Raw genomic sequence first — 14,614 nt, 5'->3', positions numbered from 1 at the left:
TTTAATGGACATTTCGCACAGGTGTGCTAAAGTAAGTCCATGGATACTCTCACCGCAAAAAGCGAAGCCACCTACGCCGCCATCATCGAAACCGCGCTGGACATGGCGCTGGCGGACGGCATCGGCAAGCTGTCGCTGGGCGAGATCGCCAAGCGGCTGGACCTGAGCAAGAGCGGCGTGTTTTCCCGCGTCGGCTCGCTCGAGGCCTTGCAAGGCGCGGTGATGGACGAGTACGACCGCCGCTTCGCCGCCGAAGTATTCATGCCATCGCTGCAATTGCCGCAAGGCCTGCCGCGCCTGATGGCGCAGGTGAACCTGTGGCTGCAGCGCTCCTGCACGCTGGGTCCGCGCACTGGCTGCCTGTACACGGCGGGCGCCTTCGAGTTCGACGACCTGGGCGACAGCCCGCTGCGCGAGCGTTTGCAGCAGGGCGTGGAGCGCTGGCGCGCGTCGCTGCGCAAGACGGTGCTGCAGGCGGTGGAGCTGGGCCATCTGCGTCCGGATACCGATCCGCAGCAGCTGGTGTTCGAGATTTACTGCCTGATCGTGGGCCTGCTGCACGACGCGCGCTTCATGCGCGACCCCACCTCGGTCCAGCGCATGCAGATTGCCTTCAGCCGGCTGATTTCGACGTACAGAAGCTTTAGCTACCAGGGCTAGGGCAGTGTGGGCCGCCGCCGCGCGCGGTATTTTTTTGGAACTAATTTCGCACACCTGTGCGAAAGTTGACGAAGGAGATCATCATGACCAAAGCACTTTTCCTGCTGGCGCTGGCCTGCGCCCTGCTGCTCAGTCCCGGCCTGGCGCAGACGCTGCGCGCGCTGCCGGACCGCAACGACGATTTCGGCGTCATCTGAACGGAGCGCCGCCATGGACGCTATCGACTTTTATTTCGACTTTGCCTCGCCCTACGGCTATTTCGCCGCCACCTGCATCGACGAGTTGGCGGCGCGCCACCGGCGCCAGGTGCGCTGGCATCCCATCATGATGGCGGCGGTGTTCCAGGAAACCGGCGGCATGCCCCTGCCCATGGTGCCCATCAAGGGCCACTACGTGCTGCACGATATAGACCGCACGGCGCGCCAGCACGGCATCGCCTACCGCCAGCCCGCCACTTTCCCGCAATTGCTGCTCGGCGCGCCGCGCGCCATGCTCTGGATACGGCAGCAGTACGGTGAAGAACAGGCAGTGCGCTATGCCAAGCGCTGCATGCACGCCTATTTCGCCGACCGCGTGGACCTGGCGGACGACGAAGTGCTGGGCGGTATCGCGGCCGGCCTGGGCATACCGGCGGACGCGGTGCTGGCGGCCATCCGCTCGCGCGAAGTGAAGGAGCTGCTGAAACAGGAAACCTCGGACGCCATGGCGCGCGGCGTGTTCGGTTCGCCCTTCGTGATCGCGGACAAGGAGCCGTTCTGGGGCTTCGACCGCTTCGGCCAGCTGGAAGCGTGGCTGGCCGGCGGCGGCGTGTCCTGGAGCTATTGGGCGCGCAAGCCCAGGATAGTCTCCAGCCTGGGCCACCGCACGGCGCCGCGCGTGGCGGGCGCCTGAAACGCCGGACGCTCAGGCGTATTGCGCCGATTCGCCCAGGATGGCTTTCGGTTCCAGATAGCTGTCCAGCCCATACGGCCCGAACTCGCGGCCTATGCCGGACTGCTTGAAGCCGCCGAACGGCGCGATCAGATCGTCGTGGATGCCGTTGATATGGACGCGTCCGGCCACCAGCTGCGAGGCCACGCGGCCGGCCCGCGCCAGATCGGTCGAGCTGACGTAGGCCTGCAGCCCGTAAGGCGTGTCGTTGGCCATCGCCACCGCCTCCTCCTCGGTTTCGTAGCTGAGGATGGACAGCACCGGTCCGAAAATCTCCTCGCGGGCGATGGTCATGTCCGGCGTCACATTGGCGAACACGGTGGGCTGGACGAACCAGCCTTGCTCCAGGCCCGCAGGCTGTCCGAGGCCGCCCGTCAGCAGTTCGGCGCCTTCGGCGATGCCGGTGCGGATGTAGTGTTGCACGCGCTCGAACTGCTTGCGCGTGACCATGGGACCCAGCGTGACGGCGGGGTTGCGCGGATCGCCCACCACCACCGCTTCCGCCGCGGCTTTGGCCAGCTGCTTCACCTGTTCCAGCCGGTGCGCGGGTACCAGCAGGCGCGTGCCGGCGATGCAGGCCTGGCCGTTGTTCATATAGCAGGCCTGGATCGCCATCGGCACGGCCTTCTCGAAGTCCGCGTCGTCCAGCAGCACGTTGGCGCTCTTGCCGCCCAGCTCCAGTGTCACGCGCTTCATGCTGTCGACCGCCGCGCGCGCGATGGCCTTGCCCACCGCCGTGGAGCCGGTGAAGGAAATCTTGTTGATGTCCGGATGCGCACTGATTTCCGCGCCCACCACGTCGCCGCGCCCGTTGACGATGTTGAACACACCCGGCGGCAGGCCAGCCTCGTGCAGGCACTCGGCCAGTATCTGCGTTTGCAGCGCGCTCAGTTCACTGGGCTTGATCACCAGCGTGCAGCCGGCCGCGATCGCGGTGGCGAGTTTGTTGGCCACGAACCAGGCGCTGGAATTCCACGGCGTGATAACGCCCACCACGCCCACCGGCTCCAGCACCACTTTGGATTTGCCCACGGTTTTAACGAAGGCGTGTTCCTCCATCACCTTCTTCACGTCCAGGAACATCTTCGCCGTGTACTGCGAGCGCGCAATGCTGCCGGCGTAGGTGCCGCCGTATTCCTCCATCAGGGCGGCGGCGGCTTCATCGGCGCGCGCCAGCACCGCGTCGTGCAGGCGTTCCAAATACATGCCGCGCTGCGCAATGGTGCTGCGGGAGAAGGCGGGGAATGCCGCTTTGGCGGCGGCAATGGCGCGCCGCGTGTCTTCCACGTCGCCCAGGCGAACCTGGCCCGTCAGTTCGCCTGTGGTGGGGTTGATCAGGTCCCCCAGCTCGCTGCCGTGCGGCGTGGTGAACTGGCCATTGATGTAGATCTGGTCGATGATGCGCATGCTGTTTGCTCCTGAAGTAAGGTGCAGCCATTCTAAAAAGCGCGGCGCTGCCGCAACAGATGCGTTCCTGCCGCATGTTTGCCTGATTCTGCTTGTCCGCCCATGTTGCAATTCAAGCCCGGCTTTTTACGTTTCGTCGGAATCGCGCCCCGCCGCGCATGGTGTTCGCATACAGTGCATGCTCACCAATCTTTATCGTTAAGCCACCATGACAAAAATGACTCGCATCGGCGCCGCCAGCGCGCTGCTGTTTTCCCTGATGCTGGGCGCCGCGCATGCGCAGACCCCGGCCCCGGACCTGGAAGCCCGCCGCGCTGCCCTGAACAGCCTGATCAAGGAGCAGTGGGAGTACAGCATGCGCAACAGCCCCGAGTGGGCTTCGCTGCTGGGCGACAACCGCTACAACGACAAGTGGTCCGATTTTTCGCAAGCGGGCATCGACGCCGACGCCAAAGCCACGCTGGAATTCCTGAAACGCTTCGAGGCGGTCGACAGCTCGGGTTTTCCGCTGCAGGAGAAGCTGAATCATGAGTTGATGCTGCGGCAGTTGCGGGAGAGTGCCGAAGCTGCGCGCTTCAAGGATTGGGAAATGCCGCTGGCGCAGAACTCCGGCATCCACATCGACCTGCCGCAAATCGTCTCCGCGCTGCCGTTTGAAACCGTGAAGGACTACGAGGACTATATCAAGCGCCTGCACACGCTGCCCAAGCTGTTCGACGACACCCGCGTGCAGATGGAGAACGGCGTGCGCGACGGCCTGATGCCGCCCAAGTTCCTGATCCCGAAAATCGTCAAGCAGTGCGAGGACGTGGCCGCGATGAAGGCCGCCGCTTCGCCGTTTGCCGAGCCGCTGAAAAAATTCCCGAAAGAGTTCTCCAGCGCCGACAAGGCGCGCCTCGGCAAGGAGATCCTGGCGGCCGTGCAGAAGGACGTGGCGCCTGCCTACAAGAAGCTGGCCGGTTACGTGAAGACCCAGTATCTGCCGCACGGCCGCAAGGAGGTGGGCATGTGGTCGCTGCCGGACGGCGCTGCGCGCTACAGCTTCAAGGCCAAGTCCTCCACCACCACGGCCATGCAGCCGGAGGAGATCCACCAGCTTGGCCTGGCCGAAGTGGCGCGCATCGAAGCGCAGATGCTGGGCGTCGCGCAGAAGCAGGGCTTCCACGACCTGAAGGCCTTCAACAAGGCCCTGGCCGCGAATCCCAAGCTGCACCCGAAATCGCGCCAGGAGATCGTGGACCTGTACCAGAAATACACGGACCAGATGTACACCCAGCTGCCGCAGCAGTTCGGCATCCTGCCCAAGGGCAAAGTCGAAATCCGCCAGGTGGAGCAGTTCCGCGAAAAGGGCGAAGCCGCCGCTTCCTACATGCAGGGTTCGCCGGACGGCAAGCGCGCCGGCCGCGTAATGGTCAACACCGGCGACTTTGCCAAGCGCTCCATCATCGGCATTGAAACCACGGCGCTGCACGAAGGCGTGCCGGGCCACCACATGCAGATCGCCATCGCGCAGGAGATCGAAGCGCTGCCGAGCTTCCGCCAGCAGGGCAACTACACGGCATATGCCGAAGGCTGGGCGCTGTACTCGGAACGCCTGGGCGAAGAACTGGGCTTCTTCAAAGACCCTTACAGCTACTACGGGCACCTGCAGGATGAAATGCTGCGCGCCATCCGCCTGGTGGTGGACACCGGCCTGCACTACAAGAAATGGAACCGCCAGCAGGTGGTGGACTTCTTCCACGACCATTCGGGCATCGAGGAAGTGGACGTGCAGAGCGAGACCGACCGCTACATCGTCTGGCCGGGCCAGGCCCTGGGCTACAAGATCGGCCAGCTGAAAATCCTGTCGCTGCGCGACTATGCGAAGAAGGAGCTGGGCAGCCAGTTCGACATCCGCAAATTCCACGACCAGGTGCTGGGCGCAGGCGCCCTGCCGATGGACGTGCTGGAGTCGCACATCAAGGAATGGGTGGAAACGGAGAAGAAGGGCGCCACGCGCATCACCGCCCAATAAGCCGCCACTACACCGCCGACCGCAATCGCTTCACATCCTGCATCGGCGGCGCCCCGAACAGGCGCCGGTACTCGCGGCTGAACTGGGATGGGCTCTCGTAGCCCACCTGGTAGGCCGCCGTGGCGGCGTCGGCGCAGCCATTGAGCAGCAGCGTGCGCGCCTGCTGCAGGCGCAGCTGCTTCTGGTACTGCATCGGCCCCATGGTGGTGACGGCCTTGAACCGGTGGTGCAGGCTGGACACGCTCATATTGGTGGCCTGCGCCAGCTCCTCCACCAGCACCGGCTGGTTGTAGCGCTCCTTGAGCCAGGCAATGGCCTTGCTGATGCCACGGTCCTGCTGGTCCAGCACCACGTTCTGATAAAGCTGGCGGCCGTGCGGGCCGGTCAGCAGCCGGTAGATGATTTCCCGTTTCAGTCCCACGGCCAGAAAAGCCGCTTCCTGCGGCGGTGCATTTGGCATATCCAGCAAGCGCACCAGCTGGCACAAGGCCTCCTGCAACGCCGCATCGGTTTCGCCGACGAAGGCGCCGCGCACCGGCTGCGCGCCGTCATGCAGATCGATGCGCGCCTCCAGCACAACGGCGGCGATTTCCGCCGGGTCGAATTCGATATTCAATAACAGGTAGGGCTGCTCCGGGGTGGCGTTGACCACGTGGCCGGAAGCGGGCATGTCGACCGACACGGCGAGGTACTGGCCGGGCCCGTAGTCCAGCACTTCGCTGGCCAGGTGCACGCGCTTGTTCCCTTGCAGGATCACGCAGCACGAGGGCTTGAGCACGCCGCGCGTGATGGGCGTGGGCTGCGAGGAACGCAGCAGGGACAGGAAGGGCACCGCCGTTTCGGCGCGGCCATCGTGCGGCAGCAGTTGCTGCACGATGGCGATCATGCGCCCCAGCCGGTCCGGCGCGTCCCTGTCCATGGCGCTTTACTTCTTCTTGGTCGGCTTGAGCAGCGGGACCAGGTATTTGCCCGTCACGCTGGCCGGGTTGGCCGCCACGTCTTCCGGCGAACCGGCGGCGATAATCTGGCCGCCGCCCGCGCCGCCTTCCGGCCCCAGGTCCACAATCCAGTCCGCCGTCTTGATGACGTCCAGATTGTGCTCGATGATGGCCAGCGTGTTGCCCTGGTCGCGCAGGCGGTGGATCACCTTGAGCAGCAGGTCGATGTCGTGGAAGTGCAGGCCGGTGGTCGGCTCGTCCAGGATGTACAGCGTGCGCCCCGTGTCGCGCTTGGACAGCTCCAGCGACAGCTTGACGCGCTGCGCCTCGCCGCCCGACAGCGTGGTGGCGCTCTGCCCCAGCTTGATGTAGCCCAGGCCCACGTCCAGCAGCGTGTGCAGCTTGCGCGCGATGACAGGCACCGGCTTGAAGAATTCGTGCGCGTCTTCCACCGTCATGTCCAGCACTTCGGTGATGTTCTTGCCCTTGTAGTGAACTTCCAGCGTTTCGCGGTTGTAGCGCTTGCCGTGGCAGACGTCGCACGGCACGTACACGTCCGGCAGGAAGTGCATCTCCACCTTGATCACGCCGTCGCCCTGGCAGGCTTCGCAGCGGCCGCCCTTCACGTTGAAGGAGAAACGGCCCGCGCTGTAGCCGCGCTCCTTGGAGGTGGGCACGGTGGCGAACAGGTCGCGGATGGGCGTGAACAGGCCGGTGTAGGTGGCCGGGTTCGAGCGCGGCGTGCGGCCGATGGGCGCCTGGTCCACGGCGATCACCTTGTCGAAGTGTTCCAGGCCGCTGATGGTGTCGTGCGGCGAAGGCTCGGTCTGTGAACCGTACAGGTGGCGCGACAGGGCCGGGTAGAGCGTGTCGTTGATCAGCGAGGACTTGCCCGAGCCGGACACGCCGGTAATGCAGGTCATCAGGCCGACCGGCAGCTGCAGCGTGACGTTCTTCAGGTTGTTGCCGGTGGCGCCGGTGATCACCAGCTGGCGCTCCTCGTCGAACTGGTGGCGCTTCTTCGGCACTTCGATTTTCTTGGCGCCGCTCAGGTACTGCGACGTCAGCGACTCCTTGTTCTTCAGGATGTCCTTCAGCGAGCCGGAGGCGATCACGTCGCCGCCGTGCACGCCCGCGCCCTTGCCCATGTCGACGATATAGTCGGCGGTGCGGATCGCGTCCTCGTCGTGCTCCACCACCAGCACGCTGTTGCCGATGTCGCGCAGGTGCTTCAGGGTTTCGATCAGGCGGTCATTGTCGCGCTGGTGCAGGCCGATGGACGGCTCGTCCAGCACGTACATCACGCCGGTCAGGCCGGAACCGATCTGCGAAGCCAGGCGGATGCGCTGCGCTTCGCCGCCGGACAGCGTGTCGGCGCTGCGGTCCAGCGACAAATAGTCCAGGCCCACGTTGTTCAGGAACTTCAGGCGCGAGATGATTTCCTTCACCACGCGGTCGGCGATCTCGCGCTTGGCGCCGGTTAGCTCCAGCTGCTCGAAATACTCCAGCGAATCGCGCAGCGGCTTGCGCGACAGCTCGAAGATGGCGCGCTGCTGCTTGCCGCTGCCCACCTTCACATAGCGCGCTTCCGTGCGCAGGCGCGCGCCGGCGCAGGCCGGGCATTCCTTCTCGTTGATGAACTTGGCCAGTTCTTCCTTTACCGCCATCGAATCGGTTTCGCGGTAGCGGCGCGACAGGTTGTTCACCACGCCTTCGAAGGTGTGTTCCTTGACCACGGTGCGGCCGCGCTCATTGATGTAGGCGAACGGAATCGACTGCTTGCCGGAGCCGTGCAGCACGGCTTCCTGCGCGTTCTTCGGCAGCTGCTCGAACGGCGTGTCCAGGTCGAATTCGTAGTATTCCGCCAGCGCGGTCAGCATCTGGAAGTAGAACTGGTTGCGGCGGTCCCAGCCCTTCACGGCGCCGGAGGCCAGCGACAGGTTGGGGAAGGCCACGATGCGCTTCGGATCGAAGAATTCGATATGGCCCAGGCCATCGCACTCGGGGCAGGCGCCCATCGGATTGTTGAACGAGAACAGGCGCGGTTCCAGCTCCTGCAGCGAGTAGCCGCATTCGGTGCAGGCGAATTTATTGGAGTACACATGCTCCTGCGCGGTATCCATCTCATACGCCACGGCGCGGCCATCGGCCAGGCGCAGCGCGGTCTCGAAGCTCTCGGCCAGGCGCTGCTTGATTTCCGGGTTCACCTTCACGCGGTCGATCACCACGGCTATGGTGTGCTTTTCGGTCTTCTTCAGTTTGGGCAGGTCGTCCACTTCGTAGATTTTTGCGTCATGCGTACCGCTTTGCACGCGGAACCTCACGAAGCCCTGGGCCTGCATCTGCTCGAACAGGTCCACATGCTCGCCCTTGCGGTTGGCCACCACCGGCGCCAGGATCATCAGCTTGGTGCCCTCGGGCATGGCCAGCACCGCGTCCACCATCTGCGACACGGTCTGCGCGGCCAGCGCGTGGGTCGGGTGGTTGATGCAGTAGGGCGTGCCCACGCGCGCGAACAGCAGGCGCAGGTAGTCGTGGATCTCGGTCACCGTGCCCACCGTGGAGCGCGGATTGTGCGAGGTGGCTTTCTGCTCGATGGAGATGGCCGGCGACAGGCCCTCGATCAGGTCCACGTCCGGTTTTTCCATCAGCTGCAGGAACTGGCGCGCATAGGCCGACAGCGATTCCACGTAGCGGCGCTGGCCTTCCGCGTACAGCGTGTCGAACGCCAGCGAGGACTTGCCGGAACCGGACAGGCCGGTAATCACGATCAGCTTGTTGCGCGGCAGATCGAGGTTGATGTTCTTGAGGTTATGCGTGCGTGCGCCGCGGATGCGGATCTGTTCCATTGTCTGAGCCTTGGATAAAGGAGGGCGAACGGGGTGAACCCGCTACTATAGCCGGGTTTGATCCGCGCCGCCTCGCGCTGTTTGATGCAGATCAAGGCGCACGGTTCAATATACTGTATATAATACCAGTATTCTTAAAAATGGGCAGGGCCTTGCCTTCGCTTATAATCGTCGTTTAAGCAAATGACAGCCCGCCGCGCGCGGCCGCAGTTCAACAGGAGTTTATACATGGCATCAGTCAACAAAGTCATCATCGTCGGCAATCTGGGCCGCGATCCGGAAATTCGCTACATGCCCAGCGGTGATGCGATCGCCAACATTGCTGTTGCGACCTCGTACAAGTCGAAGGACCGCAACACCGGCGAGCAAAAAGAGCAAACCGAGTGGCACCGCATTTCCTTCTTCGGCCGCCTGGCTGAAATCGTCGGCCAGTACCTGAAAAAAGGTTCCTCGGTCTACGTGGAAGGCCGCCTGCAGACCCGCAAGTACACCGACAAGGACGGCGTAGAGAAATACGCAACCGACATCATCGCCGAGCAGATGCAAATGCTGGGCGGCCGTCAAGGCATGGGTGACGGCGGCGGCATGGACGACGGCGGCAGCTACGACGCCCCGGCCCCGCGCCAGGCCCCGGCTCCGCGCCCCGCGCCAGCCCCGGCCCCCGCACCGCGTCCGGCCCCGCGCCCGGCGCCGAACTTCTCGGACATGGACGACGATATTCCGTTCTAAGGAATGCACGCAACGACCAACTGAAACGGCCCGGATACCTCGTATCCGGGCCTTTTTTTTACAGGAGATCCGCATGGGCGCAGCTGCGGCCAGCCAGAGTCCGGAACTGCTGCGCCGCCTGCTGCGTGCAAAAGACCGGATGGATGCCGCCTCCGAAGAGGAGTGGCCGGTGGCGCGCCTGGCGCAGGTGAGCTGCGTCTCGGCGGCGCACTTCGCGCGCTCCTTCAAGGTGGCCTTCGGCCTGCCGCCGCACCGCTACCTGCTCTCGCGCCGCATCGAGCGCGCCAAGGCGCTGCTGCGCGAAACCGATCTGCCCATCACTGAAATCGCCTTCCGCACCGGTTGGCGCAGCCTGGGCACGTTCGGGCGCACCTTCCGCGATATCACCGGAGAAAATCCAGGCGAAATCCGCGAGCGCGAGCGGGCGGCGGCGGGGCAGCCGGGCCGCGTGCCCGCCTGTGTGCTTGGCGCTGCGCACCGGCCCCACCTCACCATGGCAGTTTCGGAGAAGCGGCGCCGGATGGCCGAACCTATACTGGGGACTCAAACAAAGGAGACCCTATGACTCAAGGTATCGAAGTAGCCGGACTGTATGTCCGCGACCAGGATGAAGCACTCGCGTTCTACGTGGACAAGCTGGGCTTCCGCGTCCACACGGACGTGCGCAACGGCGAGTATCGCTGGCTTACGGTCCAGCATCCGGAGCAGCCGTCGTTCCAGCTGGGCCTGTATGTGCCGGGGCCGCCCACCCACGATGCGGCGACCGCGCAGACGCTGTCCGCGATGGTGGCCAAGGGCGCCATGCCGCCCCTGGTGCTGGTGGTGGACGATTGCCGCGCCGCCTGGCACACCATGCGGGAACTCGGTGTGGAGTTCACGCAGGAGCCGGTCGACCGTTACGGCACCGTGGACGCCGGCTTCCGCGATCCATCGGGCAACGGCTGGAAAATGATACAGACACGCCGCTGAGTTCGTCGAGCGCCAGGCCATGCCGGCGTCAGCGCTTCAGCACCAGCCTGGCCTCCAGTCCGCCACCGGGACGGTTGTGCAGGGTGAGGCTGGCGTCCATGGCCCGCGTCAATTGGCGCGCGATGGCCAGGCCGAGGCCGGTGCCGCCGGTATTGCGGTTGCGCGAAGTTTCAATCCGCACGAAAGGTTCGAACACGGCGTCCAGCGATTCGGCCGGAATGCCGGGGCCACGGTCGAGCACGCTGATCGCCAGCAGGCCGGTGCCGGCGTGCGCGGCGTCGATCACGATCTCGGCCGCGCCGCCGAATTTCAGCGCGTTGTCGACCAGGTTGCCCAGCACCCGGCGCAGCGCCTGCGGGCGCGCCACCAGCGCCGCACCGGCCTTGCCTTGCAGGCTCACGTCGTGGCCGCCGTCGCGGTAGTCGGCCAGCATGCTGTCGAGCAGGGCGTCGGGATCGATACGCAGCGGCGTTTCGGCCGCGCCGTGCAGCGTGCGCGCATAGGCCACGCCTTCCTTGACCAGGGTTTCCATCTCCTGCAGGTCCTGCTGCAGCTTGGCGTGCTGCGGCGTGTCGTCGTCCATCATGTCCACCCGCAGGCGCATGCGCGTGATCGGGGTCTGCAGGTCGTGCGAGATGGCGGCCAGGATCTGCAGGCGCTCGGTCATATAGCCGGCGATGCGGTCCTGCATGGCGTTGAAGGCGCGCGCCGCGCGCGCCACCTCGGACGGGCCGTCCTCTGCCAGGCGCTCGGCCTTCAGGTCCGGCCCCAGCGCGTCGGCCGCCTGGGCCAGCTGGTGCAGCGGCCGCGTGGCCTGGCGCACCGCGTACCAGCAGCAGGCCGCCAGCAGCGCCAGCTGCAGCGCCAGCAGCAGCGGCAGCCAGCGCGACAGGGGAATGCCGTGCATGGGCGTGATGTCTATGGTCAGCGGCGCGCCGTCGCTCAGGCGCAAATGCACTTGCAGCCGCTCGCGCTCGCCGGGCACGGCGTTGGCCGTCAGTTCGTAGCTGGTGCCGATGCCGTCGGCGATCGAGGCCGCCACCCGGGCCGACAGCGTGGCGTCCGGCGCCACGCCGGCCACGCCGGGCTCGAGCATGAAGTGGTAGCTGCGGCGCGCCAGCCGGGGCAGCCAGGCGGGGCGCTCGGCGGCGGGCAGGCGGTCCAGCAGGGCCACCGAGCTGGCCACTTCGCGCTCGATATAGCCCATCATCACGTTCATGGTGGCCTGGTTGCGCTCCGTCATGGTGAGCCAGAAGGAGGTGGCGTTGGCGGCGGCCAGGCCGATGAACAGGATCAGCGCCAGGCGCGCGAACAGCGAGCGCGGCCAGCGCAAGGGGCCGGCTGCCATCAGTCGCGCCCTTCCAGCACCGTCACGGCGGACGAGAACACATAGCCTTCGCTGCGCAGCGTCTTGATATAGCGCGGCTCGCGCGCCACGTCCTTCAGCGTCTGACGCAAGCGGCTCACCAGCAGGTCGATGGAGCGGTCGAAGGCGTCGGCCTGGCGGCCCTGGGTCAGGTTCAGCAGCTGGTCGCGCGTGAGCACCCGCTGCGGGTGGTCGAGGAAGACGCGCAGCAGCCGGTACTCGGCGCCGCTGAGCGCCACCATGGTGCCGTCGGCGTCCAGCAGGTGGCGCGCCACCGTGTCCAGCTTCCAGTCGCCGAAGCCCAGCATGTGGGCCGCTTCGGTCACCTGCATATTCTTGGGCAGCATGCGCGCGCGGCGCAGCACGGCGCGGATGCGCGCCAGCAGCTCGCGCGAGGCGAAGGGCTTGGCCAGGTAGTCGTCGGCGCCCATCTCCAGGCCGACGATGCGGTCGGCCTCCTCGGCCAGCGCGGTCAGCATCAGCACCGGCACCGTGCGGTGCTTGCCGGCCCGCAGCTCGCGGCACAGCAGCAGGCCGTCCTCGCCGGGCAGCATCAGGTCCAGCACGATCAGGTCCGGCTCGCCCTGTTCCAGCACGGCGCGCATCTGGCGTCCGTTGGCGGCCAGCGAGACGCGCATGCCGTTCTTTTCAAGGTAGGCCGCCAGCAGTTCGCGGATGCCTCTGTCGTCGTCGACGATCAATACGTGGTCGTTAGTGTCCATGCAGCCATGATACCCCAGCGCATTTGCATGTTTGTATCCCCATGTATCCCCCGCGCCGGCATACACACTACATTGCAGCGCCGCCGTTCGGCCGACACAAGCGGGATACCTGGGCGCGGTCCAATGGCGTCTTCTATCCTTCTTTTATCCTGTTAGGCGGAGCGCCCCATGCACAACCTGCTCGAAACGCTGCTGGCCCTGCTGGCCGGCGTCTTCACCATCGCCTCGCCGTGCGTGCTGCCGGTGATGCCCATCCTGCTGGGCAGCGCCGCGGCCACCGCAGGCGGCGCCGGCCAGCCGGCCGGCCTGGACCGCCGCCGGCCGCTGTACATCATCGCCGGCTTCATCCTCACGTTCGCGTCCTTCGCCATGCTGCTGGGCGCGGTGTCGTCCGTGGTGCAGGCGGCGCAGGAGGCGCTGCGCAACGCCGCCATCGCGCTGCTGGCGCTGTCCGGCCTGCTGCGCCTGTGGCCCCGTCCCTATGACTGGCTGGTGGCCGGGGTGCAGCGGGCCCTGCCCGGCATGGGCGGCGGCGCGGGGCCGGCCGGCGCGCGGGGCGGCAACCTGGGCGGCTTTGTGCTGGGCATGTCGCTGGGCGCGGTGTGGACGCCGTGCGCCGGTCCCGTGCTGGCCTCCATCCTGGCGCTGGTGGTGAAGGCGCAAGACCTGGGCCGGTCGGCGCTGCTGATCACGCTGTACGCCGCCGGCGCCGCCATACCCATGCTGGCCATCCTGTACGGCGGCCAGTACGCCGGCGCGCGGGTGCGCGTGCTGGCGCGCCATGCCGGGCGCCTGCAGCAGGTGTTCGGCGTGCTCGTGATGGCCACCGCCTTCGCTATATATATGCAGTACGACATCCTGGCCTATTCCAGGCTGGCTGCCTTCTTCCCCTCCCTGAAAGGACTCTGATATGTTTTTGACACGCACAGCTGCGGCCGCCGCCGCCCTGGCCCTGGCCTCCGGCCTGGCCGCCGCCGGTCCGTTGAAGAACCCGGCCGCCGCGCCGGAGTTCACCGGCATCGAGAAATGGCTGAACAGCGAGCCGCTCACCGTGCAGCAGCTGCGCGGCAAGGTGGTGCTGGTGGATTTCTGGACCTACACGTGCATTAATTGCATCAACGTGCTGCCGCACGTCAAGTCCTGGTACGAGAAGTATAAGGACCAGGGCCTGGTGGTGGTCGGGGTGCACACGCCCGAATTCCCCTTCGAGCGCAGCACCGCCAATGTGCAGACCGCCATCAAGCGCTTCGATATCCGCTATCCGGTGGCGCAGGACAACCGCTACGCCACCTGGAGCGCCTACCGCAACCAGTACTGGCCGGCGCTGTATTTGATCGACCGCAACGGCAAGGTGGTCTATACCCACTTCGGCGAGGGGCAGTACGGCCAGACCGAGGCGGCGATCCAGGCGCTGCTGGCGCAAAAAGGTTGAACAGGCAAGCTTGCCTGTGTTCAGGACAAGCCCGGCCGCTGCGCCGGGCTTTTTTTCGTCCCGCAGTCAGTGAATTGATAGCAGGAAATCAGCTTGTTTGTCAGATAGGCATCCTCCTTGCCGCCCTAGAATAAAGCTTGTGTGCTTGTCTTTTCACTATGGAAAAGTTGTCGTTTACTCGAGTTGTTTGATGGCGACAGGAAATTAAATAAGTGCTGCATGGCAAGTAAATCCGCTATACTTGCCGGTAATGTCTATTTGCTGCCTGCATTTCTGGCGGCATCAGAGAGGGGGAGTAGCAGCCTCCCTATGAAATTGCCCCAAGTTAACAAGTTTACTTAATGAAAGCACCGCTGCGGTCGCTTTGTAACGAAGCGTAGTTTTGCGTTGCGGTGTTGCGTCAGTTCGATGACGGCGAGTAAAAGTTGACCGGTAAGTAACATTCCTGTCACTTTTGTTTACTAAAGTTAAGCGAACTGTTGACGTTAAGAATGAAAAGCGCGCTCTTTTTATAGGGCGCTGTGCCACAGATTAGCGATTGGAGCCCCGGGAATAGCCCACAGGCTCCAGTTCGTGCCCAGTCAGATTCGAGTAGTGC

At 65.1% G+C, this 14,614-nt stretch carries 13 protein-coding genes; 8 read left to right on the top strand and 5 right to left on the bottom strand.

Features of this window, described 5'->3' with window-relative positions; genetic code table 11:
• The first annotated feature begins 39 nt into the window (after window positions 1–39).
• Both KT882_RS00460 and KT882_RS00455 read left to right on the top strand, forming a co-directional pair.
• On the top strand, window positions 40–660 hold the full coding sequence (locus KT882_RS00460) for a TetR/AcrR family transcriptional regulator (RefSeq protein WP_161070447.1): 621 nt from the start codon (window positions 40–42) through the stop codon (window positions 658–660).
• Between the two features lie 210 nt (window positions 661–870).
• Entirely contained in the window at window positions 871–1,551 is a 681-nt protein-coding gene (locus KT882_RS00455; RefSeq protein WP_161070448.1) for a 2-hydroxychromene-2-carboxylate isomerase, read from the top strand.
• 12 nt (window positions 1,552–1,563) lie between these two features.
• Here KT882_RS00455 and KT882_RS00450 read toward each other — a convergent pair whose 3' ends face one another.
• Window positions 1,564–2,997: an aldehyde dehydrogenase family protein gene (locus KT882_RS00450; protein WP_161070449.1), complete on the bottom strand. Its 1,434-nt coding sequence runs from the start codon at window positions 2,995–2,997 to the stop codon at window positions 1,564–1,566.
• Between the two features lie 208 nt (window positions 2,998–3,205).
• Between KT882_RS00450 and KT882_RS00445 the strand changes: the two genes are divergently transcribed.
• Window positions 3,206–5,011, top strand: a complete 1,806-nt coding sequence (locus KT882_RS00445; RefSeq protein WP_228894098.1) for a DUF885 domain-containing protein — start codon at window positions 3,206–3,208, stop codon at window positions 5,009–5,011.
• Between the two features lie 7 nt (window positions 5,012–5,018).
• Here the strand turns inward: KT882_RS00445 and KT882_RS00440 are convergent, their stop codons facing one another.
• Both KT882_RS00440 and uvrA read right to left on the bottom strand, forming a co-directional pair.
• Complete coding sequence (locus tag KT882_RS00440; RefSeq protein ID WP_161070451.1) at window positions 5,019–5,930, bottom strand: AraC family transcriptional regulator; 912 nt, start codon at window positions 5,928–5,930, stop codon at window positions 5,019–5,021.
• A gap of 6 nt (window positions 5,931–5,936) precedes the next feature.
• Window positions 5,937–8,798, bottom strand: coding sequence for an excinuclease ABC subunit UvrA (uvrA, locus tag KT882_RS00435; RefSeq protein ID WP_228894097.1), 2,862 nt, complete (start codon window positions 8,796–8,798; stop codon window positions 5,937–5,939).
• A gap of 228 nt (window positions 8,799–9,026) precedes the next feature.
• Between uvrA and ssb the strand changes: the two genes are divergently transcribed.
• From ssb to KT882_RS00420, 3 genes are all read left to right on the top strand, one after another.
• Window positions 9,027–9,527, top strand: coding sequence for a single-stranded DNA-binding protein (gene ssb / locus KT882_RS00430; protein ID WP_161070453.1), 501 nt, complete (start codon window positions 9,027–9,029; stop codon window positions 9,525–9,527).
• Window positions 9,528–9,600: 73 nt separating this feature from the next.
• Window positions 9,601–10,092 (top strand): helix-turn-helix transcriptional regulator, encoded by a 492-nt coding sequence (locus KT882_RS00425; RefSeq protein WP_161070454.1) that lies wholly within the window; start codon window positions 9,601–9,603, stop codon window positions 10,090–10,092.
• Window positions 10,089–10,496, top strand: a complete 408-nt coding sequence (locus KT882_RS00420; protein WP_161070455.1) for a VOC family protein — start codon at window positions 10,089–10,091, stop codon at window positions 10,494–10,496. Before KT882_RS00425 ends, KT882_RS00420 begins: the two co-directional genes overlap by 4 nt.
• A 28-nt stretch (window positions 10,497–10,524) precedes the next feature.
• Here the strand turns inward: KT882_RS00420 and KT882_RS00415 are convergent, their stop codons facing one another.
• Both KT882_RS00415 and KT882_RS00410 read right to left on the bottom strand, forming a co-directional pair.
• A complete protein-coding gene (locus tag KT882_RS00415) occupies window positions 10,525–11,844 on the bottom strand; it encodes an ATP-binding protein (protein ID WP_161070456.1) in 1,320 nt (439 codons plus the stop codon).
• The gene (locus KT882_RS00410) at window positions 11,844–12,584 is read right to left on the bottom strand and encodes a response regulator (RefSeq protein WP_161070457.1); all 741 of its coding nucleotides are present in this window, start codon (window positions 12,582–12,584) and stop codon (window positions 11,844–11,846) included. Before KT882_RS00410 ends, KT882_RS00415 begins: the two co-directional genes overlap by 1 nt.
• A 168-nt stretch (window positions 12,585–12,752) precedes the next feature.
• On the opposite strand from KT882_RS00410, the gene KT882_RS00405 reads away from it, so the two are divergent.
• A complete protein-coding gene (locus tag KT882_RS00405; protein ID WP_228894096.1) occupies window positions 12,753–13,493 on the top strand; it encodes a cytochrome c biogenesis CcdA family protein in 741 nt (246 codons plus the stop codon).
• A 1-nt stretch (window position 13,494) separates the two neighbouring features.
• On the top strand, window positions 13,495–14,016 hold the full coding sequence (locus tag KT882_RS00400; RefSeq protein WP_161070459.1) for a thioredoxin family protein: 522 nt from the start codon (window positions 13,495–13,497) through the stop codon (window positions 14,014–14,016).
• Window positions 14,017–14,614: the final 598 nt, after the last annotated feature.

It is taken from the genome of Pseudoduganella aquatica (assembly GCF_020865585.1).
Taxonomy (GTDB): Bacteria; Pseudomonadota; Gammaproteobacteria; order Burkholderiales; family Burkholderiaceae_D; genus Rugamonas; species Rugamonas aquatica_A.
The sequence above is the reverse complement of the archived record's forward strand: the minus strand, read 5'-3'. Positions and strand labels throughout refer to the sequence as shown.